This is a genomic window from Pontibacter sp. Tf4, assembly GCF_014212495.1.
Lineage (GTDB): Bacteria > Bacteroidota > Bacteroidia > Cytophagales > Hymenobacteraceae > Pontibacter.
In genome coordinates this window covers 26,882-42,517 of record NZ_JACKZC010000003.1, presented here as the reverse complement: position 1 = coordinate 42,517, position 15,636 = coordinate 26,882, and the positions used below count along the sequence as shown (strand labels likewise).

The 15,636-nt window shown below is 42.4% G+C and carries 13 protein-coding genes; 7 read left to right on the top strand and 6 right to left on the bottom strand.

Annotated features, from left to right (window positions below; genetic code table 11):
• Window positions 1-2: 2 nt before the first annotated feature.
• Window positions 3-2,627 (bottom strand): P-loop NTPase fold protein, encoded by a 2,625-nt coding sequence (locus H7F15_RS05630; protein ID WP_185195991.1) that lies wholly within the window; start codon window positions 2,625-2,627, stop codon window positions 3-5.
• A gap of 41 nt (window positions 2,628-2,668) precedes the next feature.
• Entirely contained in the window at window positions 2,669-4,285 is a 1,617-nt protein-coding gene (locus H7F15_RS05625) for a class I SAM-dependent DNA methyltransferase (RefSeq protein ID WP_185195990.1), read from the bottom strand.
• 453 nt (window positions 4,286-4,738) lie between these two features.
• Here H7F15_RS05625 and H7F15_RS05620 point away from each other — a divergent pair, with 453 nt between their 5' ends.
• The 5 genes from H7F15_RS05620 (at window position 4,739) to H7F15_RS05600 (ending at window position 9,513) form a co-directional block, all read left to right on the top strand.
• Window positions 4,739-5,311, top strand: a complete 573-nt coding sequence (locus H7F15_RS05620) for a helix-turn-helix transcriptional regulator (RefSeq protein WP_185195989.1) — start codon at window positions 4,739-4,741, stop codon at window positions 5,309-5,311.
• Window positions 5,312-5,394: 83 nt separating this feature from the next.
• Window positions 5,395-5,964: a hypothetical protein gene (locus H7F15_RS05615; RefSeq protein WP_185195988.1), complete on the top strand. Its 570-nt coding sequence runs from the start codon at window positions 5,395-5,397 to the stop codon at window positions 5,962-5,964.
• Between the two features lie 186 nt (window positions 5,965-6,150).
• Window positions 6,151-7,128 (top strand): hypothetical protein, encoded by a 978-nt coding sequence (locus H7F15_RS05610; RefSeq protein WP_185195987.1) that lies wholly within the window; start codon window positions 6,151-6,153, stop codon window positions 7,126-7,128.
• 126 nt (window positions 7,129-7,254) lie between these two features.
• Window positions 7,255-7,686: a hypothetical protein gene (locus tag H7F15_RS05605; protein ID WP_185195986.1), complete on the top strand. Its 432-nt coding sequence runs from the start codon at window positions 7,255-7,257 to the stop codon at window positions 7,684-7,686.
• 12 nt (window positions 7,687-7,698) lie between these two features.
• Window positions 7,699-9,513 carry a recombinase family protein gene (locus H7F15_RS05600; protein ID WP_185195985.1) on the top strand — a complete coding sequence of 605 codons (1,815 nt, stop codon included), beginning with the start codon at window positions 7,699-7,701 and terminating at the stop codon, window positions 9,511-9,513.
• A 468-nt stretch (window positions 9,514-9,981) separates the two neighbouring features.
• On the opposite strand, the gene H7F15_RS05595 is transcribed toward H7F15_RS05600, so the two are convergent.
• The 4 genes from H7F15_RS05595 to H7F15_RS05580 form a co-directional block, all read right to left on the bottom strand.
• Window positions 9,982-11,919, bottom strand: a complete 1,938-nt coding sequence (locus tag H7F15_RS05595; protein WP_185195984.1) for a DUF262 domain-containing protein — start codon at window positions 11,917-11,919, stop codon at window positions 9,982-9,984.
• On the bottom strand, window positions 11,897-13,372 hold the full coding sequence (locus H7F15_RS05590) for a DUF262 domain-containing protein (RefSeq protein ID WP_185195983.1): 1,476 nt from the start codon (window positions 13,370-13,372) through the stop codon (window positions 11,897-11,899). Before H7F15_RS05590 ends, H7F15_RS05595 begins: the two co-directional genes overlap by 23 nt.
• A 54-nt stretch (window positions 13,373-13,426) precedes the next feature.
• Window positions 13,427-14,005 carry a hypothetical protein gene (locus tag H7F15_RS05585; RefSeq protein ID WP_185195982.1) on the bottom strand — a complete coding sequence of 193 codons (579 nt, stop codon included), beginning with the start codon at window positions 14,003-14,005 and terminating at the stop codon, window positions 13,427-13,429.
• A 63-nt stretch (window positions 14,006-14,068) separates the two neighbouring features.
• On the bottom strand, window positions 14,069-14,593 hold the full coding sequence (locus tag H7F15_RS05580) for a hypothetical protein (protein ID WP_185195981.1): 525 nt from the start codon (window positions 14,591-14,593) through the stop codon (window positions 14,069-14,071).
• 256 nt (window positions 14,594-14,849) lie between these two features.
• On the opposite strand from H7F15_RS05580, the gene H7F15_RS05575 reads away from it, so the two are divergent.
• Entirely contained in the window at window positions 14,850-15,035 is a 186-nt protein-coding gene (locus H7F15_RS05575) for a helix-turn-helix domain-containing protein (protein WP_185195980.1), read from the top strand.
• Window positions 15,028-15,636 carry a DUF1819 family protein gene (locus H7F15_RS05570; RefSeq protein ID WP_185195979.1) on the top strand — a complete coding sequence of 203 codons (609 nt, stop codon included), beginning with the start codon at window positions 15,028-15,030 and terminating at the stop codon, window positions 15,634-15,636. The genes H7F15_RS05575 and H7F15_RS05570 overlap by 8 nt, the downstream gene beginning before the upstream one ends.

The window sequence follows — 15,636 nt, the reverse complement described above, 5'->3', positions numbered from 1 at the left end:
AATTATTTATACCTATCAGGATTCAAATGTTGAAAGTTAAATTCAACACTTATAAAGCGGTCTGGAACTACCTTTGATTTTTCATAGAATGTTACAAACTCTTTAAAACACATATCTTCTCTGTCTAGGTTAGAAGCAGAGTTTAAATAAATTTCGAATGTTTGAATGGTATTAAAAATCTCTTTAATCCAATCTCCATGAATATGGAATGAGTCAGTTTGAGGAGTACTATGCATTATAAATCCACTCAACTCACATGTCTTAAGATATATCTTGAAGTGGCGCTTAAACTGTTTTGTTGCTTCAGGGACGATAGTATATTTTGAACTCGCAGAAGGGTCAAGTTTAACGCAGTTTCTATACAACTCTCTAAATTCAACAGTTACAGCCTTATTCGCTTCGCGATACTTATTAAAGTAATCAAGGTTTATAGAAGTTAACTCATTATTTTTTAAAATAAAGTCATTAGCATCTGACATAGCAGTAACTACTATATTACTTTCAAAAGTATATGGTGGTGGTGCTGATAAGAAGAATTGTCTCACAAAATCTTCATATTCATCTCGTGAGTTGAAGATTTCTGTTGTTTCTAACTTATCTGAAGGATACCTAAGAGTCTTTATAATTTGCCAATAGTTTAAACCGTAGTACTGTCCATTTGAGTACCTATATTTCCCAATGTCAAGAGATACATTTAAATGGTTTTCATATTCAGTATATGTTGTGAAATCATTAATTTTTTCTAACCTATCAAGGAGTTCAGATAGCTTACCATCGTTAATCCAATCAAAAATTTGCTGCTTATAAACTTCATAGTTACCACGTCTTAGTTCTTCAAATTCACGTGTGGGGATATCTGAAGTTAGTCGCTGGAAGGAAAAGTATTTATAAAGATTCCCAGGATACCTGAATGACTTGTATTTTTCCTTATTTGACGCTGCTTCACTATAGTTTTTTTCACGAAGAAGTTCAACTACGATACTATAAACAAAATCCTTCTCAAATTCATCAGCTATTCTATTATCCAGGAAGCTTCTAAAAATTTCTGTTTCATCATCTGATTTTACTTCTTTTTTCGAATTTCCATAAGTGCCATCAGTATTTAATAATCTAAAGACATCACTAAAATTATCATCAAGGGATTTTTCACTTTCTTTTCTTAATCGAAGATACTTATCGTTATTACTTGTTTCTGTAATAAAGAAAATGTCCTTGTATTGATATAATTGTTCGTAAACTCTTTGATGTTTTATTTTTAATAACTGTAATAAATAGAAATCTTCGAAGTGTACTTCCTCTTCAGTTAGTGAAAATTCAAAAATAATTGAGTTAGCGAGTCTGATAACATCTCGCTTAGTTCTTACAATTTCATTTGTAAAGCTTCTTCCTGTGTTTGTTCTTGCTTCAACAGCACTATCTACTAGAGAAATATATTTTGCATCTATGTTTTCTTTAATGGCTGTTATAAGCATCTCACGATATATGCTATTATCATACTTAGGTAGAGTGAACTCGAATTGAAAAATCTTCTCTAAAAAGGACTTGTAGTTGTATGGATTGAAAAGCTTTATTGCTTCTTCTATATAGTTTCGATCATAAGAAACAACGTAAATAACGTTATTGAAACTGGCGGTATTCCTTACTATTCTTAGGACTTCTACAATTTCGTATTTATCAAGTCGATCTAAGTCATCTATAATAATTATAATTTGTTTTTTTAATCTTCCTATAGATTCATTTATCTCTTCATAGCTTTTGCTATTACCATTAAATAAGAAGTCTGATATACTGTTTAAACCTTTAGTTATACTGTTTTCATCAATGGATGTAAGAGATTTGGCATAATCTGAAATACTTTTTGATAGTCTTGGATCATACTTTGCCATGGCATCAATCAGTTGCTCGAAAAAATCTTCTATGATTTTAGTAGGGCTAGTACTGCTCCACGGATTGAAGTCGATAATTATTCTATTATGGGGATCTATATAGCACTTAATTAAATTGCTAAAAGATGTTTTACCAGAGCCCCATATTCCATTAATACCAATAGCTAATGCACCTGAGTCATCTAGTTTAGGCTTAGACTGTATTTTATAGGCTATTTTCTCAGCAAATTTTCTCCTACCTAGTTCATCTCTAACTATTTCAGCAATTGGCTTGTCAACTAAAAATGGATCCTTAAAATCTTTAGGTTCTTCTAATTTATTAAACCAACCTTTTATACTTAGAATGGAAATACAAGTGTAGAACAGTAGTATTAAATCACCATGTTTATGATAAGGTATAAAAGTAAGTGATACGAAATTATACTTATCACTAATGAACCTCCAATAAGAATAGATGAGTAGGGTAAGAGTGGATAAAGAGAAGATTTCTATAGATACTCTTTTATCCTTTATATAAGCGTATATAGTTAATATAATGGTGAAGTAAACTATCAGGATATGTAGCCAATCAAGTATCCAATGAGGTTTTACTTTACTAAACGTTGGTTCAACAAAAACTTCATCAAACTTATCCCATGCTAAGTCCCAGAACACTAAAAGCAGTACTAATGAAAGTATTGTAAATAATGCTTTCTTGGTAGTTATATAATCTAGAAAGTTTATTCTAATCTCAGAATCCATAAACTAAATCGAAGCAACAACAATAAATTAAGGCTCGAATCCTACAACCCAAACCCAATCCCCTCCAGATTCTCCCGGATCCGCTTCTCCAGCAGTGCACTTTCCTCAAACTGAGCGGCCAGTTCGGTAGTCAGCAGCTTCATCTTATCTTCAAACGGAACGCCGTCATCTTCCTCGGCTTCGGAGCCCACGTAGCGGCCCGGCGAGAGCACGTAATTGTTGGCGGCCACTTCGGCTAGGGTAGCGGCCTTGCAGAAGCCCTCGGTGTCGGAGTAGCTGCCGCCGATGTTGCGCCAGGTATGGTAGGTGTCGGCAATGCGGGCCACGTCGGCATCTTCGAACACGCGCAGGCGGCGGCTGGCCATGGTGCCCAGTTTGCGGGCATCAATAAAGAGGATCTCGTTTTTGCGTTCGAGGTGCTCACCGTCGCGGCCGTCGCGGTTCTTGCTTAGTATAAAGATGCAGGCCGGTATGCCGGTTGTCAGGAACAGCTTGTCGGGCATCTGCACAATGCAGTCCACCATACCTTGCTGTATCATGTGCTCGCGCACGTTCTTTTCGCCGGCGCTTCCGGTGGTCATGGCGCCGTTGGCCATCACCACGCCCGCCGTTCCACGCTCCGAGAGGTGGTGCCACAGCGTCTGGAACCACATGTAGTTGGCGTTGCCAGGCGTGGTAAAAGTATCTTTGGCCCCGAAGAGGCGCGGGTCGTTGTCGGGCAGCAGCTCAGGGTGCCAGTTACTGATGTTGAACGGCGGGTTCATGAGGGCGTAGTCGGCCTTCAGGTCGGGGAAGCGGTCCTGCAGCAGCGAGTCGCCCAGCTTCACGTCGAAGGATAAGTTGCGCAGCAGCAGGTTCATTTTGCAAAGGCGCAGCGTGCCTTCGTAGCGCTCCTGCCCGTAAATGGAGATGTCGTTTTTGTCGCCGCCGTGCGCCTGCAGAAACTTGAGGCTCTGCACAAACATACCACCCGAACCGCAGGCCAGGTCCATGATGCGGCCCTTGAGCGGCTCCAGCATTTCCACGAGCAAACGCACCACCGAGCCCGGTGTAAAAAATTGCCCCGCACCGGAGCCTTCGGCCATGGCAAACTTGCCGATGTAGTACTCATACACGCGGCCGTAGATGTCGGATTCGGGGTTGTTGATCTCAGAGAACTTCTCTTTGGAGAACAGGTTGATGAGCCCCGCCACCTGTGTAGGGGAGAGCTGGCTTTTCACGAAGATCGGCTCCAGTACGCCTTTGTAATCGGGATTGCGCTTGCTCAGGATCTCGTCGATCAGCACAAAGGCCTGGTCCACCTTCACCTTGATGTCATCCTGCTCGGCGTTCTCGCGCAGGTAGGCCCAGGTAGCCTCGCGTGGCAGGCGGTATACGTTCTTCACCTGGTACTCCAACTCGTCTTCCAGCACCTCGGTCTGCTGGTGCTGCTCTATGTTATAGTAGTCGCATTTCGGGTCTGCAAAAGACTGTTCAATCTCGTGCTTGCGTATCTCAAATCGCTCGGAAAGGTGCTTCAAAAACAGAAGCGAAAGCACGTAGTCTTTGTACTGGTTCTCGGCTACAGCGCCGCGCAGTTCGTTGGCGGCATTCCAGAGTTCGTTTTCAAAATCGATGTCCGCCTTGGCTTTGGCAGATGGGGTATTGGTAGTGCTCATGTAGGCTTGTACTCGGTGTTAAAACAAAGTACAAGGTAGGAAAAAGGATGGAGTAAGTATAGAATAATATAGAATTTTTGCGATGTTTTGAAGAAGGTATAGTTGGGGTGAAGTGTATTTGGTTGTGTGCTTTCTAGTTGGTGTGCTTATGCTTCGGTCGTGGTCTTTAGCTCTGTTTAGAAAAGTAAAAACTGGCTGTCAATAATAATGCTTTAGCTGAATTTTTGGGTAAACTTAAAATTGCTGTAACACATTGTAAGCAAGTCGTTTACATTTTGTATACAATTTGTAAACAAATTGTCTCGCGCATGAGACAAAGTGTATAGAAGCTGTCTCACGAATGATACAAATTGTCTCACATCTTTGCCACTTATTTTACTTGAATCACAACTTTTAAAAATAAAAGTTGTACAACTGTTGTGTAATATATTTTTATAGTTGTATGTTTACAGCATGGAAAACCTACATTTAAAAATTAAAGCACTCCGGAAAGAAGAGGGGCGCACACAGGAACAAGTCGCCACGGTACTGGGTATGACCAAGGGTAACCTAAGTCGGATGGAGAAAGGGGAAGTCGCTATTTCGCCGGAGCGACTTTCAGAACTGGCTGCCTACTTTGGGAAAAGTGTAGAAGAGCTGGCTGCTTACGAAACACTGGAAGAGAAGGTAACCAAAGAAGAGCGGCAGGATGCCTTATCGGAAATGCTGCGCCAGCGGGATGAGCGGATTCGCCGCATGCAACAGGCCGCCGAAAATTACCTCTATGGCTTGCTGGGGAATCACTTGATTGATGAAACGGCAGAGCGCCTGAAAGGGAAGAAAAATATAAAGCCAGCCGCTGAACGGGTTTGGGATACACCTGGGATAGAACATCTGCTGAACGGAGAGAACACATCTGAGAATTTCCCCATGCTCGAACCATTCCGGGTGTACCGCGAACTGAAAGCCAAAGAGAAGATGAAAGGCTTTATGGAAGCAGTGCGTGCTGAGCTGGGGCTCTCGCCTGACGATCCGGATCCAATGTAGTCTTGATACAAAAACTCTAATCAATAAGCATAACCTTCTATAATTTTTTAATCAATTTTTTAACCCTTTAACCCTTACAACTAATGCAAACAAACTTAAATGGACACCCGGACAAGTATGGTGTCACGGCAACCGTTCGTATCCCGGCGGATCTAAAGCGAGAGCTTTCAGATGAAGCCGCAGTGCGGGGCATTTCCTTTGCACAGTACGGAGCGAGTATCTTAATGGGCAGCCATAAGCGCGCAGCCGAGCAATCCACGCAGGTAGATCTGCTCTTGCGCGAACGCAGGCAACTACAAGAGCAAGCAGCAAAACAAAAGCAGCGGCTTGAAGCACAAATTCAGCACATCGCCAGGCTTGAACAAACGATCAAAAAGCTAAAGAGCCAGGCGCCAGTGCAGCGTGAAACAGACAAGCTGATCTTGTCGAAGCTGCAACAAAACCGGCACATACTCGAGCAGTTTCTTGCAGGTAGCACCACCGGCGTCACGATTAGTCAGGCTGCTCTAGGTAATGCCGGCTTTGACGTGCGGTATGCCACTACTACAGTGCAGTACCAGGGGAAGCAGTACATCTGTGTGTACGATGTATGCTATTGTCAGGAAGGTGACATGGTGTTTATTGACATCCTGGATCCAAGAACGCTATGTTAACAGGGGGCACACTCGTAGCCTGGCCGGAAGTGGATCTTTCGGCGCTACAACTAACCCAACCAACAGGTACTTCTAGAAACTGGATTCTGATTGGTTTCTTTATTCTGCTGTTAGCTCTGTTATGCTATTGGCTGTTGCAGGAGCGTACCGTCGTTCTTCAACCTATTTCTAATAACAGATTAGCAGATGATAAGCGATAGAATGATGGTTATAGAAGTTACGCCGCAAACACTAACATCAGCACCTGATGTTGCGCCTAAACAGGCAAAGTTTAATCTAAGCCTGGATGCACACGAAAAAGAGCAGGCAGAAGAACTATACTATAAGTTGCGTGAGCCGCTTTTTACTGTAGCCCAAGCGGGTGTAACGCAAGCAATGTATGCTGACTGGCTAAAGGCAGGTATAGTCGCTGAAGTACCAGTGGAAGCTGCAATGCCTTTTACCGAATACCTGTGGCTTCGGCTGGCCCGAGATTTACATAGTCAAGGTTTGCCGGTAGAGCGGATAAAAGTAATTCGTGATTATCTGTTCACTAGGTTTAAGATCAACGGCAAGGATTTATCTCCAGCTCTGCTTGATAAAGTACGCATAGAGCTATCGAAGCTCATGAAGCCAGCTGAAGTAACTGAACTTCTGGAACTGGTAAAGACCGGACAGCTGGATGAACTGCTGCATACCTTTGGTATAGGTTTTACGCAGCTCGAAGCCTTTATCTATGCCGCCCTGTACCGCAAGCAGGAAGTAGGCCTAATGCTTTTTTCAACTGGCGAACTAGCACCGTGGCTGGACGAGATGCAAGGTATGGGACCAGAAGGCAAGGTACTGCAAAACAGAACACATGTATATTTATCGATCACCCAGCACCTGACAGCCTATCTGCTGGACGACGACAAGATTCAGTACATACCGCGTCTGTCGCTGCTCAGTGAAGAAGAACTGCAGGTTATCCGAGCCATACGCAACAAAAGCTTAAAGCAGGTAACAGTCAGCTTTGATGAAAAGCGAAGTATGCTGCTTACTACTACCATGGATGGCCTGCTGGATGAGCGGACATCCACCAAAGTAAAAGATGCAGTTGGTCTGAAGAATTTCCAGAAGATCCAGCTGCAGCACCGCGGTGGCGACCAGCTCTACTTCAGTCGCGAGCAAAAACGCCGTGTTTAGTGCAGATTCGCTTACTTTTCCTGACGATGATCAGGCAAGAACCAAAGGTAGCGGTTGCCCCGCACCTATAGTATAGCCCGCCCGAGTACCGGTCGCCCCGGACTTGTGGCACTGGCAAACACAATAGTGAAAACCTTAACTAAAGCTCAACAAAAGAAAAACCAACAACAGAATAGTAAACAGCATCAAAAACTAAATCAAGTAAAGCCTAAAGGCAAAGCAAGTGCTAGTAAACCTGTAGAACTTGAAGAAGCTGAAGAGCTGAGCGCTTATGATAGCTATTACAAGCAGCTCGCAGAAGAAACAGAAACAATAGAGCGCCATGTGCGCGAGCTCCGGCAGACACCGGGGCTGGAACACTTAACCGAAGCAGAAGCGCAGGCACAGGTGGATTTTATGCTGCGCTATAGCGCCTGGGTGTTCAACCAACATCAGCAGGAACCGCAGATAGCTTTCACAACTGATGATGAAATAGAAGCTACATCAGCAAAAGTTTCTAAAGTACAAAAGTTAAAAGGCCAGAGTAACAAAAAAGTAACAAAGTTTCTTCCCCTTTAACCCAAGTAGAACATGAAAAAGCAAACCACCGCAGCTGTGCTACAGGTAGCCAAGGCTGCACCGAAAACGAAAAAAGCAGCTAACGCAACGAAGGCAGCTACTAAAGCAAAATCTACTACTAAAGTTGCTGCTAAGCCATCAGGGGTAGTAAAGAAACCTACTGCACTTCGGGCTACAACAGGGAAAGGGAGTGAACTAAGCATCTTTGCAAGGCCACTGCAGAAAGGTAATAAGAAAGCTACACCACGCGGTAAGGTAGCCATTATCTATACCCGCGTATCGACCAAAGAGCAGGCCGAGACCAATCAAAGCCTTTCGACGCAGCTAGAACGTTGTACGGCCTACGCTGAGCGCCATGGGTACCAGGTAGTGGGTAAGTTCGGTGGTACCTACGAAAGCGCGAAATCAGACGAACGCAAGGAATTCCAGAAAATGCTCGAGTTTGTAAAGAAAAGCAAACTGCGGGTAGGTTACATCATAGTGTATTCCCATGACCGCTTCTCACGTACCGGCTCTTCGGCTATTGGTATTGTGGATGAGTTAGGTCGTATGGGTATTTCTGTTGTAGCGGTAACGCAGCCTGTGGATACCCAAACGGCATCAGGTAAATTGCAGCAGGGTATACAGTTCCTGTTTTCTCAGTTTGATAACGACCTACGCCGGGAAAAATGCATGACGGGCATGGAAGCGCGCGTCAGACGTGGTTTGTGGGTAGGTAAGGTTCCGATGGGCTATGATAAAGTCATTGTGGGTAAAGATGTGGTTTTAAAACCTAATAAAACTGGTAAACTTATTCGCCTGGCGTTTCAGCTGAAAGCTGAGCAGGGATTAAGCAATACCGACATCATTAAGCGCCTGAAAGCGCAGGGATTGGTGTTATACAACCAAACCATCACAAAGCTGTTTAAAAACCCCTTCTACTGCGGTTTGATCTCTCATGGCTTACTGGAAGACGGCGAAGTGGTGGAAGGGCAGCACGAGCCGCTAATCACGCGCCAGATGTTTTTAAAGGTAAACGGCCTGCAGGCGCAGAACGCGCATGGCTATACGCAGGTGAAAGAAGATGAAGAATTGCCGCTGCGTCATCACATCAAGTGTGGTAGCTGCCGAAAGCCTTTAACAGGCTATGAGATGAAGAAAAAGCAGATTCACTACTACAAGTGTAATACCATCGGCTGCAAGCTGAACCGTAATGCTGGAAAGCTGCATAACCTATACGAAGGTTTTTTATCGGAACTCGAAGTTGATCCTAGGTATCTACCTAAGTTGGCTGAGATCATGGAAGAGACTTACTATAAGTTAACAGAAGAAAGCCGCAGCGAAGAGAAGCGTCTGCAGACCCAGCACACAGAACTTAAAAAGAGACTGGATGTGATTGAGCGCCGCTATGCTTTTGGCGAAATCGAGAAAGAAATGTTTGTCAGGTACAGTTCAGAACTGAAGACTGAGCTGTTGGAAATCGAGCGAAATCTGGAAAAGTGTGCGCCCGCCTTATCGAACCCCAAAGAGTTCATTAAAATGGGCTTAGAAAAAGCGGTAACTATCTCACAATCATGGAGTAAAGCAAATGTACAAGGCCGTAAACAACTGCAAGCGATGATGTTCCCGGAAGGTGTGTATTTTGACCGTGAAATGGAAGGTTATCGAACCCAGCGAGTAAATGGCTTTTTTGCCCTTTCCTGCCAGATACAGCAGTTTTTAGTGGAAAAAGAAAAAGGGAAAAGCGATCAAAATCATCACTTTTCCCTTTCAGTAGTCCGTAGGGGAATCGTAACTCCCGTAAAACATAGCTTATTATCAATTACTTATGGATGGTGTTTCTTTTGACTCACCGAATCACGCTCCACTCTTAAACTTTCAGTCTAACTGCAAATTCTATTGTAGAAAGTTAACGAAATATGCATTGTAAATCAAACTTTTACACTGTAAGCTATATAACTGTACAATTAATATTTGTTCTCTTTGAATGTTCTACAACAGGAAGATAGTTATAACCTTTTATAAACAACGGTTTGAAAAGGTTATAGGTACACAAAAGTGAGTAATCCTACTAGAATTGATCAAAAATCAAAAAGTTCTTACCCTAGTCGGATGTATTGAAGTACAGCTTCAGGGAAACAAAATGAGACAACAAAATTCTGTTGTGCTCTTCTTGGAGCAGTATTAGGATAGTTGTTACAATTTGGCCTACACCAAACTTATGTTTGAAGAAAGGACTAGGCCACACAGGGGAAACTTTGATTCTGTGGTAAAGTATTGACATTCTTGTTACTCAAGATTCGTACCATTCAAATACTACTGAAAGTAGAGTTTCATTTGTTCTCTATGCTCTTTCATCAGATCAAAGCTCCAAGTTTTATTTTCGAAAATTAAAGCAGATTTCAAAGACTCTAATCTGTTCTTTTCTAGAAAATCATTCCTCTTCGACCTGTAAGTCTTATTACTGTATTCTGAGTTCATGCTTGGAGACAAGAGAACCAGATTACCGAAATCATCTTGTTTCAGTTTTTTAACTTCTTCCGTATCATCTTGACTCCACACTGTGTTAGCGTCATACTCTTGTGGATGCTGGGGAGAAATATGTTCTATAGAGTTCTTGGCCGTCATACGGAAGTTCTTCCAATCACTGCCTTTACTTTCGTTCAATTCGTGCCATAAAATGAAGTCCAGCTTGTAGAAAATGTAACTCGGATACTTTGTGCCCTTTTTATCATCCAACCCTAGCGTCTTCAAATCAAAAGTGTAACCTTTCAGGCTACTGCCTATCAACCTCCAGCTAGAGGTTCTTAGATCCTGCCTCGGTGTGCAGAACATTACATTATCGAGCTGTTTCAAGTATCGATACAATTCCTCAGTATCATCTGTCTGTAAGAGCCTATGCAGAAAAGGTGTAAGCCAGTAATGGGTGGTAATCTGCTGAGAGTGGTAAAGCATGCTCTGCAATAAAGCAAAGCCTTCATTTGCTTCGGGCTCCCGCCTCTGCAGTGAGTCTTTGTTCAGGTAAAGTCTCTTTATAGCATGTATTTCAACGCCATCCTTTTCAATCCACTTGATAGCATGTTTATCAAACTTTACCCGGACATCCCAAAGTAGCTTTATAAAATCTTTCACGCCTTGTTCGTTTGTAAACAAAGCAAAGTGCTTATCAAATAGTTGAAGAAGCTGTTTTTCACTTACGCCTACAATGTCTTCATCTGCTTGGTTCTCATTTTTCTCAAAGAGATAGATACGGAGAGTGTGAAGTAGTAGCATAGGAAAAGAAATAATGCTTCTGACTTTCCCTGACTCATAGCCTTCCTCCTCCTGATCACCACCTTTACTCACAGCATACAATCCTTTCTGAAGTACCTCTAGAAGTGTAAGCTTTTCTTCCTTATCACCTGCTGCTTTTAAACGAGCGAGAATATCACTAGGTAGACTTACTACTTTTTCTGAGTCATCTGGACTGAAAGATAGATCTTTCCATTTCAAGCCAGCTACATCTTTAATATTCTTCTCTATGTAATTATCCATTATAGAACAAGCTTCCCATAGTTGGGCGTACTTGGTCTTCTCCAGATCGGGTATCTCTTTTAGAAGCCTTGCCTTTAGAATTTCATGCTGCTGTAGTTGTATGCCCCGGTTATTCATTACCTCAAACAGCTTGTTTTCGTCAGTGGTCGGAGGTATTTCAGTGAAAATTAGTTTAACATTACTGTAAATGAAGCTTGCAAATCCATCCACTATTTCACCTGATATTTTCTTATCGCTGAGAAATAGATTGATAGTGTTTAATGCATCCGAAATTGGCTTCAGTTCACTTATTGCCTCATGCGAGAGCGAACTTATAACTGCAGGATTGTCAAAATACTGATTAGCGTGGTCTCTAATAGAAAATGAGAGCCTTCCTTTCTTTTTGTGACCATCTGAGGCATAAATAAAAGGCTCTAAGTCGCTACTAAGCACATAGCCAATCAACCATAAAGTGGTAAACCGTTGCTGCCCATCAATTAAGTCATACAGTCCTTCCTGATTTCTGGCTACCATCACGCCACCTAAATAGTAGTACCGATCATTCTTCAGGTAGGCTTGATACAAGTCCTCGAGGAGAGTTTCTATTTGCTCTTTTCCCCAAACATACAGGCGTTGGTAAATAGGTATGTTGAAAAATTGATTATCCTTGGTGATTTTTTCTAGCGTGATCAGCTCTGATTTGATGTCCAGCCCATTATTATTTAGAATTGATGCGTTCATAAATCCATTTCTTTTTGTCCCTTAAACTTTCTTCTCGGCTCTGTTTGAAGTATGCATTAAACTGCCTCTTATAGGTTGCCTGTACTCCATTTCCAGAGTCAACACGCTCATTTATATATATACCCTCATCAGTAACTCCTTTAAGAAAGCTGAATATTTCCTCTGGTCTATAAGAGTTGTCAATTACATCCAGTAAATTGAAGTCTTTGTCCCTAAGAATTTTAATAGGTGTCTGTGCCACGATACTTTTCTGGTTGATTCTGTATGTGCCTATCAAGTAGTCAAGCCATAAACTGAACTCATAGATCTTATTTTCTTCAAACTTGTCATAGTACATTACTAGGCAAACTTCGAAGAGCATTCTAAGGTACTCAGAAACGTTGTTGTAAACTGACTTGTAAAACTTAACAGCCTTATAAAGTTCGGAAGCTTCATTTTTAACGTAGAAAACATGCTTATATAAAGCAGTATATTTTTCCGCATAAAGAAAGAAGCCAGTGCCTTTCTCAATAGGTTGGCGTAAGGAGAATGGATAGCTAACAGGTGTTGCTTGCAGAAAAATAGGGTAGGTCTGTAGGCTTATTCCATTAGTTGTGTCAAATGTCAAAGAAGCCGCAAGCTTGTTCTTACTGTTTGGATATAGAGCTACGCTGCCATCTTCACTTTTATCAATGACCTTCTTTTGGAATTCTTCCAAGATAAATTCCTTATTTTCATAAATAATGGTTTTACCTCGCCATCTTCTACCTCTCCAGATAATATGGTTAAATAAAACATGCAATAATTGATTCTGGTTGTTGCTATCCCACTTCTTAGCAAATACGCGCTGTTTATCCTCATGCCCCTTCAGTTCTCTTAGATGAAATGATTTAAGATAGTCGATAGCACTTAGCTTTACCCCTCTGTTATTCTGTGTATCAAAAAAGGTAAAAGCATCATCTTGAGAGGTTGTTACGATGATAGTTATAATCAAGTCATCAAATAGCCTTTTCTGATCAGTCAATCCATAGGAACTTAGCTTATCTCTCAAGAAGCTTTCATTGCGGATTATGTTCTCTTTTGATTTTGGGGAATTGAAAAGCAAATTAAGGTACTCACTTTGAGTTACTAGCGTACTACTCTTTTCATTAAGTACATAGTCTAAAATAAGCAGGGTGGTAATTCGCTGTTGCCCATCTATGATATCATACCTCTCTTCAGGCTTTCTGTGAAGTAGCAGGCTCCCCATGTAGTATTTTCCATGATTCTCCTTTTCATCATAAAAAGAACGCAAGTCTTTCAATAACTCTTCTACCTTTTCGGTACTCCACACATAGGGCCTTTGATAATCAGGAATCTCGATTGTGTAGCTTTCCTGGAAAGAGAGAAGAGCCTGTAAAGTACAGGCACCAACTGTTATAGTTGGTTCTACTTTAGGAGGTGGGAGGAGAGTAAGTAGTAAATCTATATTCACTCTATATTACTTTTTAATTATATCTGATACTTATAGTTGTAAAGCCCTTAGGTGTTACTCGACTAATAAGACCTCTGTCTTTTTCCCCTCACAGGCCTTCTTAATCGTATCCACAACCTGCTTATACTGTTCATCCCGAACAAACTCAAGATTAGTCGATGCCAACAGAAAAAAGCCCAGGTGGCGAAGCACCTCTGCTTTCATGATCCGCTGCTCAGGATCGTTATCATCCAAGATACCCTCCAGTAAGGCCAAGTTTGTTTTCCATATCCTCTCCTCCCGAGGTGAGTTCACTAAGGTTTTATCTCGGCGTACACGATCATTGAATCTCCACCAAAGCTCTCTCCTCAGGTATAGCTCATCTTCCGTATTGCGGCTAAGGTTCCTCCTTAGTGCTTTGTCGTAATCCGTTATGGACAGGAACCGCACTGAGGGAATTTCCTTTTCACCGGGAAGCAGAGGCATAGGAAAGTACTCGCCTACTTCTTCCGCTTCATCTATCCAGAACAATTCTTTACAGGCTGGGCACTTAGTGATCTGCGGGAGCTCCGGGAGCATCGGTGCTTCCATCTTTCCATCAGTATAGTAAGCAGCGCCAAAGGTATTGCCAGAGTAAAGGACCTGCTTTTTCATCTGGTTCCCACACTTGGGGCACCTGATAACAATGGGTAGGGAGGGCATCATAACATTCGTATTTTAACCTGGCAGCCAATACTGCTCCAGCTCCCAAAAACACTCCAAATCAAACCGCTGCCTGAGCGAATTGATTAACGTGAAATATTCCCCTTCATTGAGTTTAGTCCATCTCACCTGGGCGACCATTAAGTCTCTACATTCTTTCGAAAGGTTCTTTAAAAGAATAGCGTCGATCGGGGGATGAGCCATTTTGCTCAGGCTGCATATCGGGTCAGGAAGAACAAACTTTGTCTTTATATATATGGCCAGGATTTTTGCCACTCTTCCATAGGTGGCCTTGTGCGCGTTTGGCCCAAGCATGGCCTTGAGCTGCTCTGCCATGGCATTAACCGCCTCCTTGTGGAAGGAATCGAAAGTGGCTGGGCTGAGGGATCCGCACTCAGCTAACTGTTCCAACATCGCCGGCAAACCAGATTTTTCAATGGCTTTTTGAACGGACTCAGTACCGATAAAGTCTCTGCTCACCGCTCTGGCGGCAGTCCAGACAGCGAAGCGGTGCGTGTGGGTGGAAAAGGTATAAGACACTATTAATATATACTTAGCTAAAGAAGAAAAATTTCCTAAGAGAGACAGTTATGTTAATTGGGAGCGATACGGCAAACAAATGCTTCTCCTCAAAACCCAACCAATAATAAATTATGATTCAATGTATAAAATTAAAACATTATCATATTAGGTTTTTTATATGCTTTAAAAAAGTAAATTGTCGGAACATTAAAAATTTCCCATATTCTTTCACTACTTTTGATTCAGGAGCACTTTAATTTTTCTTAAAGGGATTATGCTGAAAGAGTTGATAAGAGCACGCGGGGTAAAGCAGAAGTGGCTTGCCTCCAAGATGGGAGTGTCTGAGGTAACGGTAAGTAACTGGTGCAGCGGCAAAACCGTGCCTAGCCCAGATCACCTGGAGAAACTGAGTGCCATTCTGGAAGTTGAAATAAGCGTGCTGAAGAATATAAATGGATAGGGAGAAGAAATACAGACTGTCTTTTACAGGGGCCTCCTTGATGCTGCCTGAAATGTCTGAGTTGGCTAAAGCCGGTTTAGAGCAGGAAATGGCAGGGATTGACAAGAGTTCTGTTGTGAAGGGGCAACGATCAAAAACCATCAGTACCCAGTTCAGAGAGATAAAACTCCGGATTGATACCCTGACAGGTGATCAGCTTGAAATTCTGGCCAACGGGGACATGGTGTCACAAAGGCAAATTGCCCTGCTTAGTATATGCAAAGCATACGCCTACATCAGAGACTTTGTGGTGGAGGTCGTTCGGGAGAAAGCCATCGTCTTTGATTACCAGCTCACAGAGGGGGAGTATGTTTCTTTTTTCAGAAGAAAGAGCCAGGCACATCCTGAACTGGAAAACCTGACAGAAAACACAGCCAAAAAGGTAAGGCAAGTCACCTTCAAGTTTTTGGAGCAAACCGGGCTTATTGACAATGTGAAGTCAAGGAAAATCATCCCACAGCTAGTGGACGAAAAAGTTGCACGGGCGGTGGTGGGAGATGACCCGGAGTGGCTGAAGATATATTTAATGCCGGACATGGAGGTGGCAAACAGAGCAAGTTAG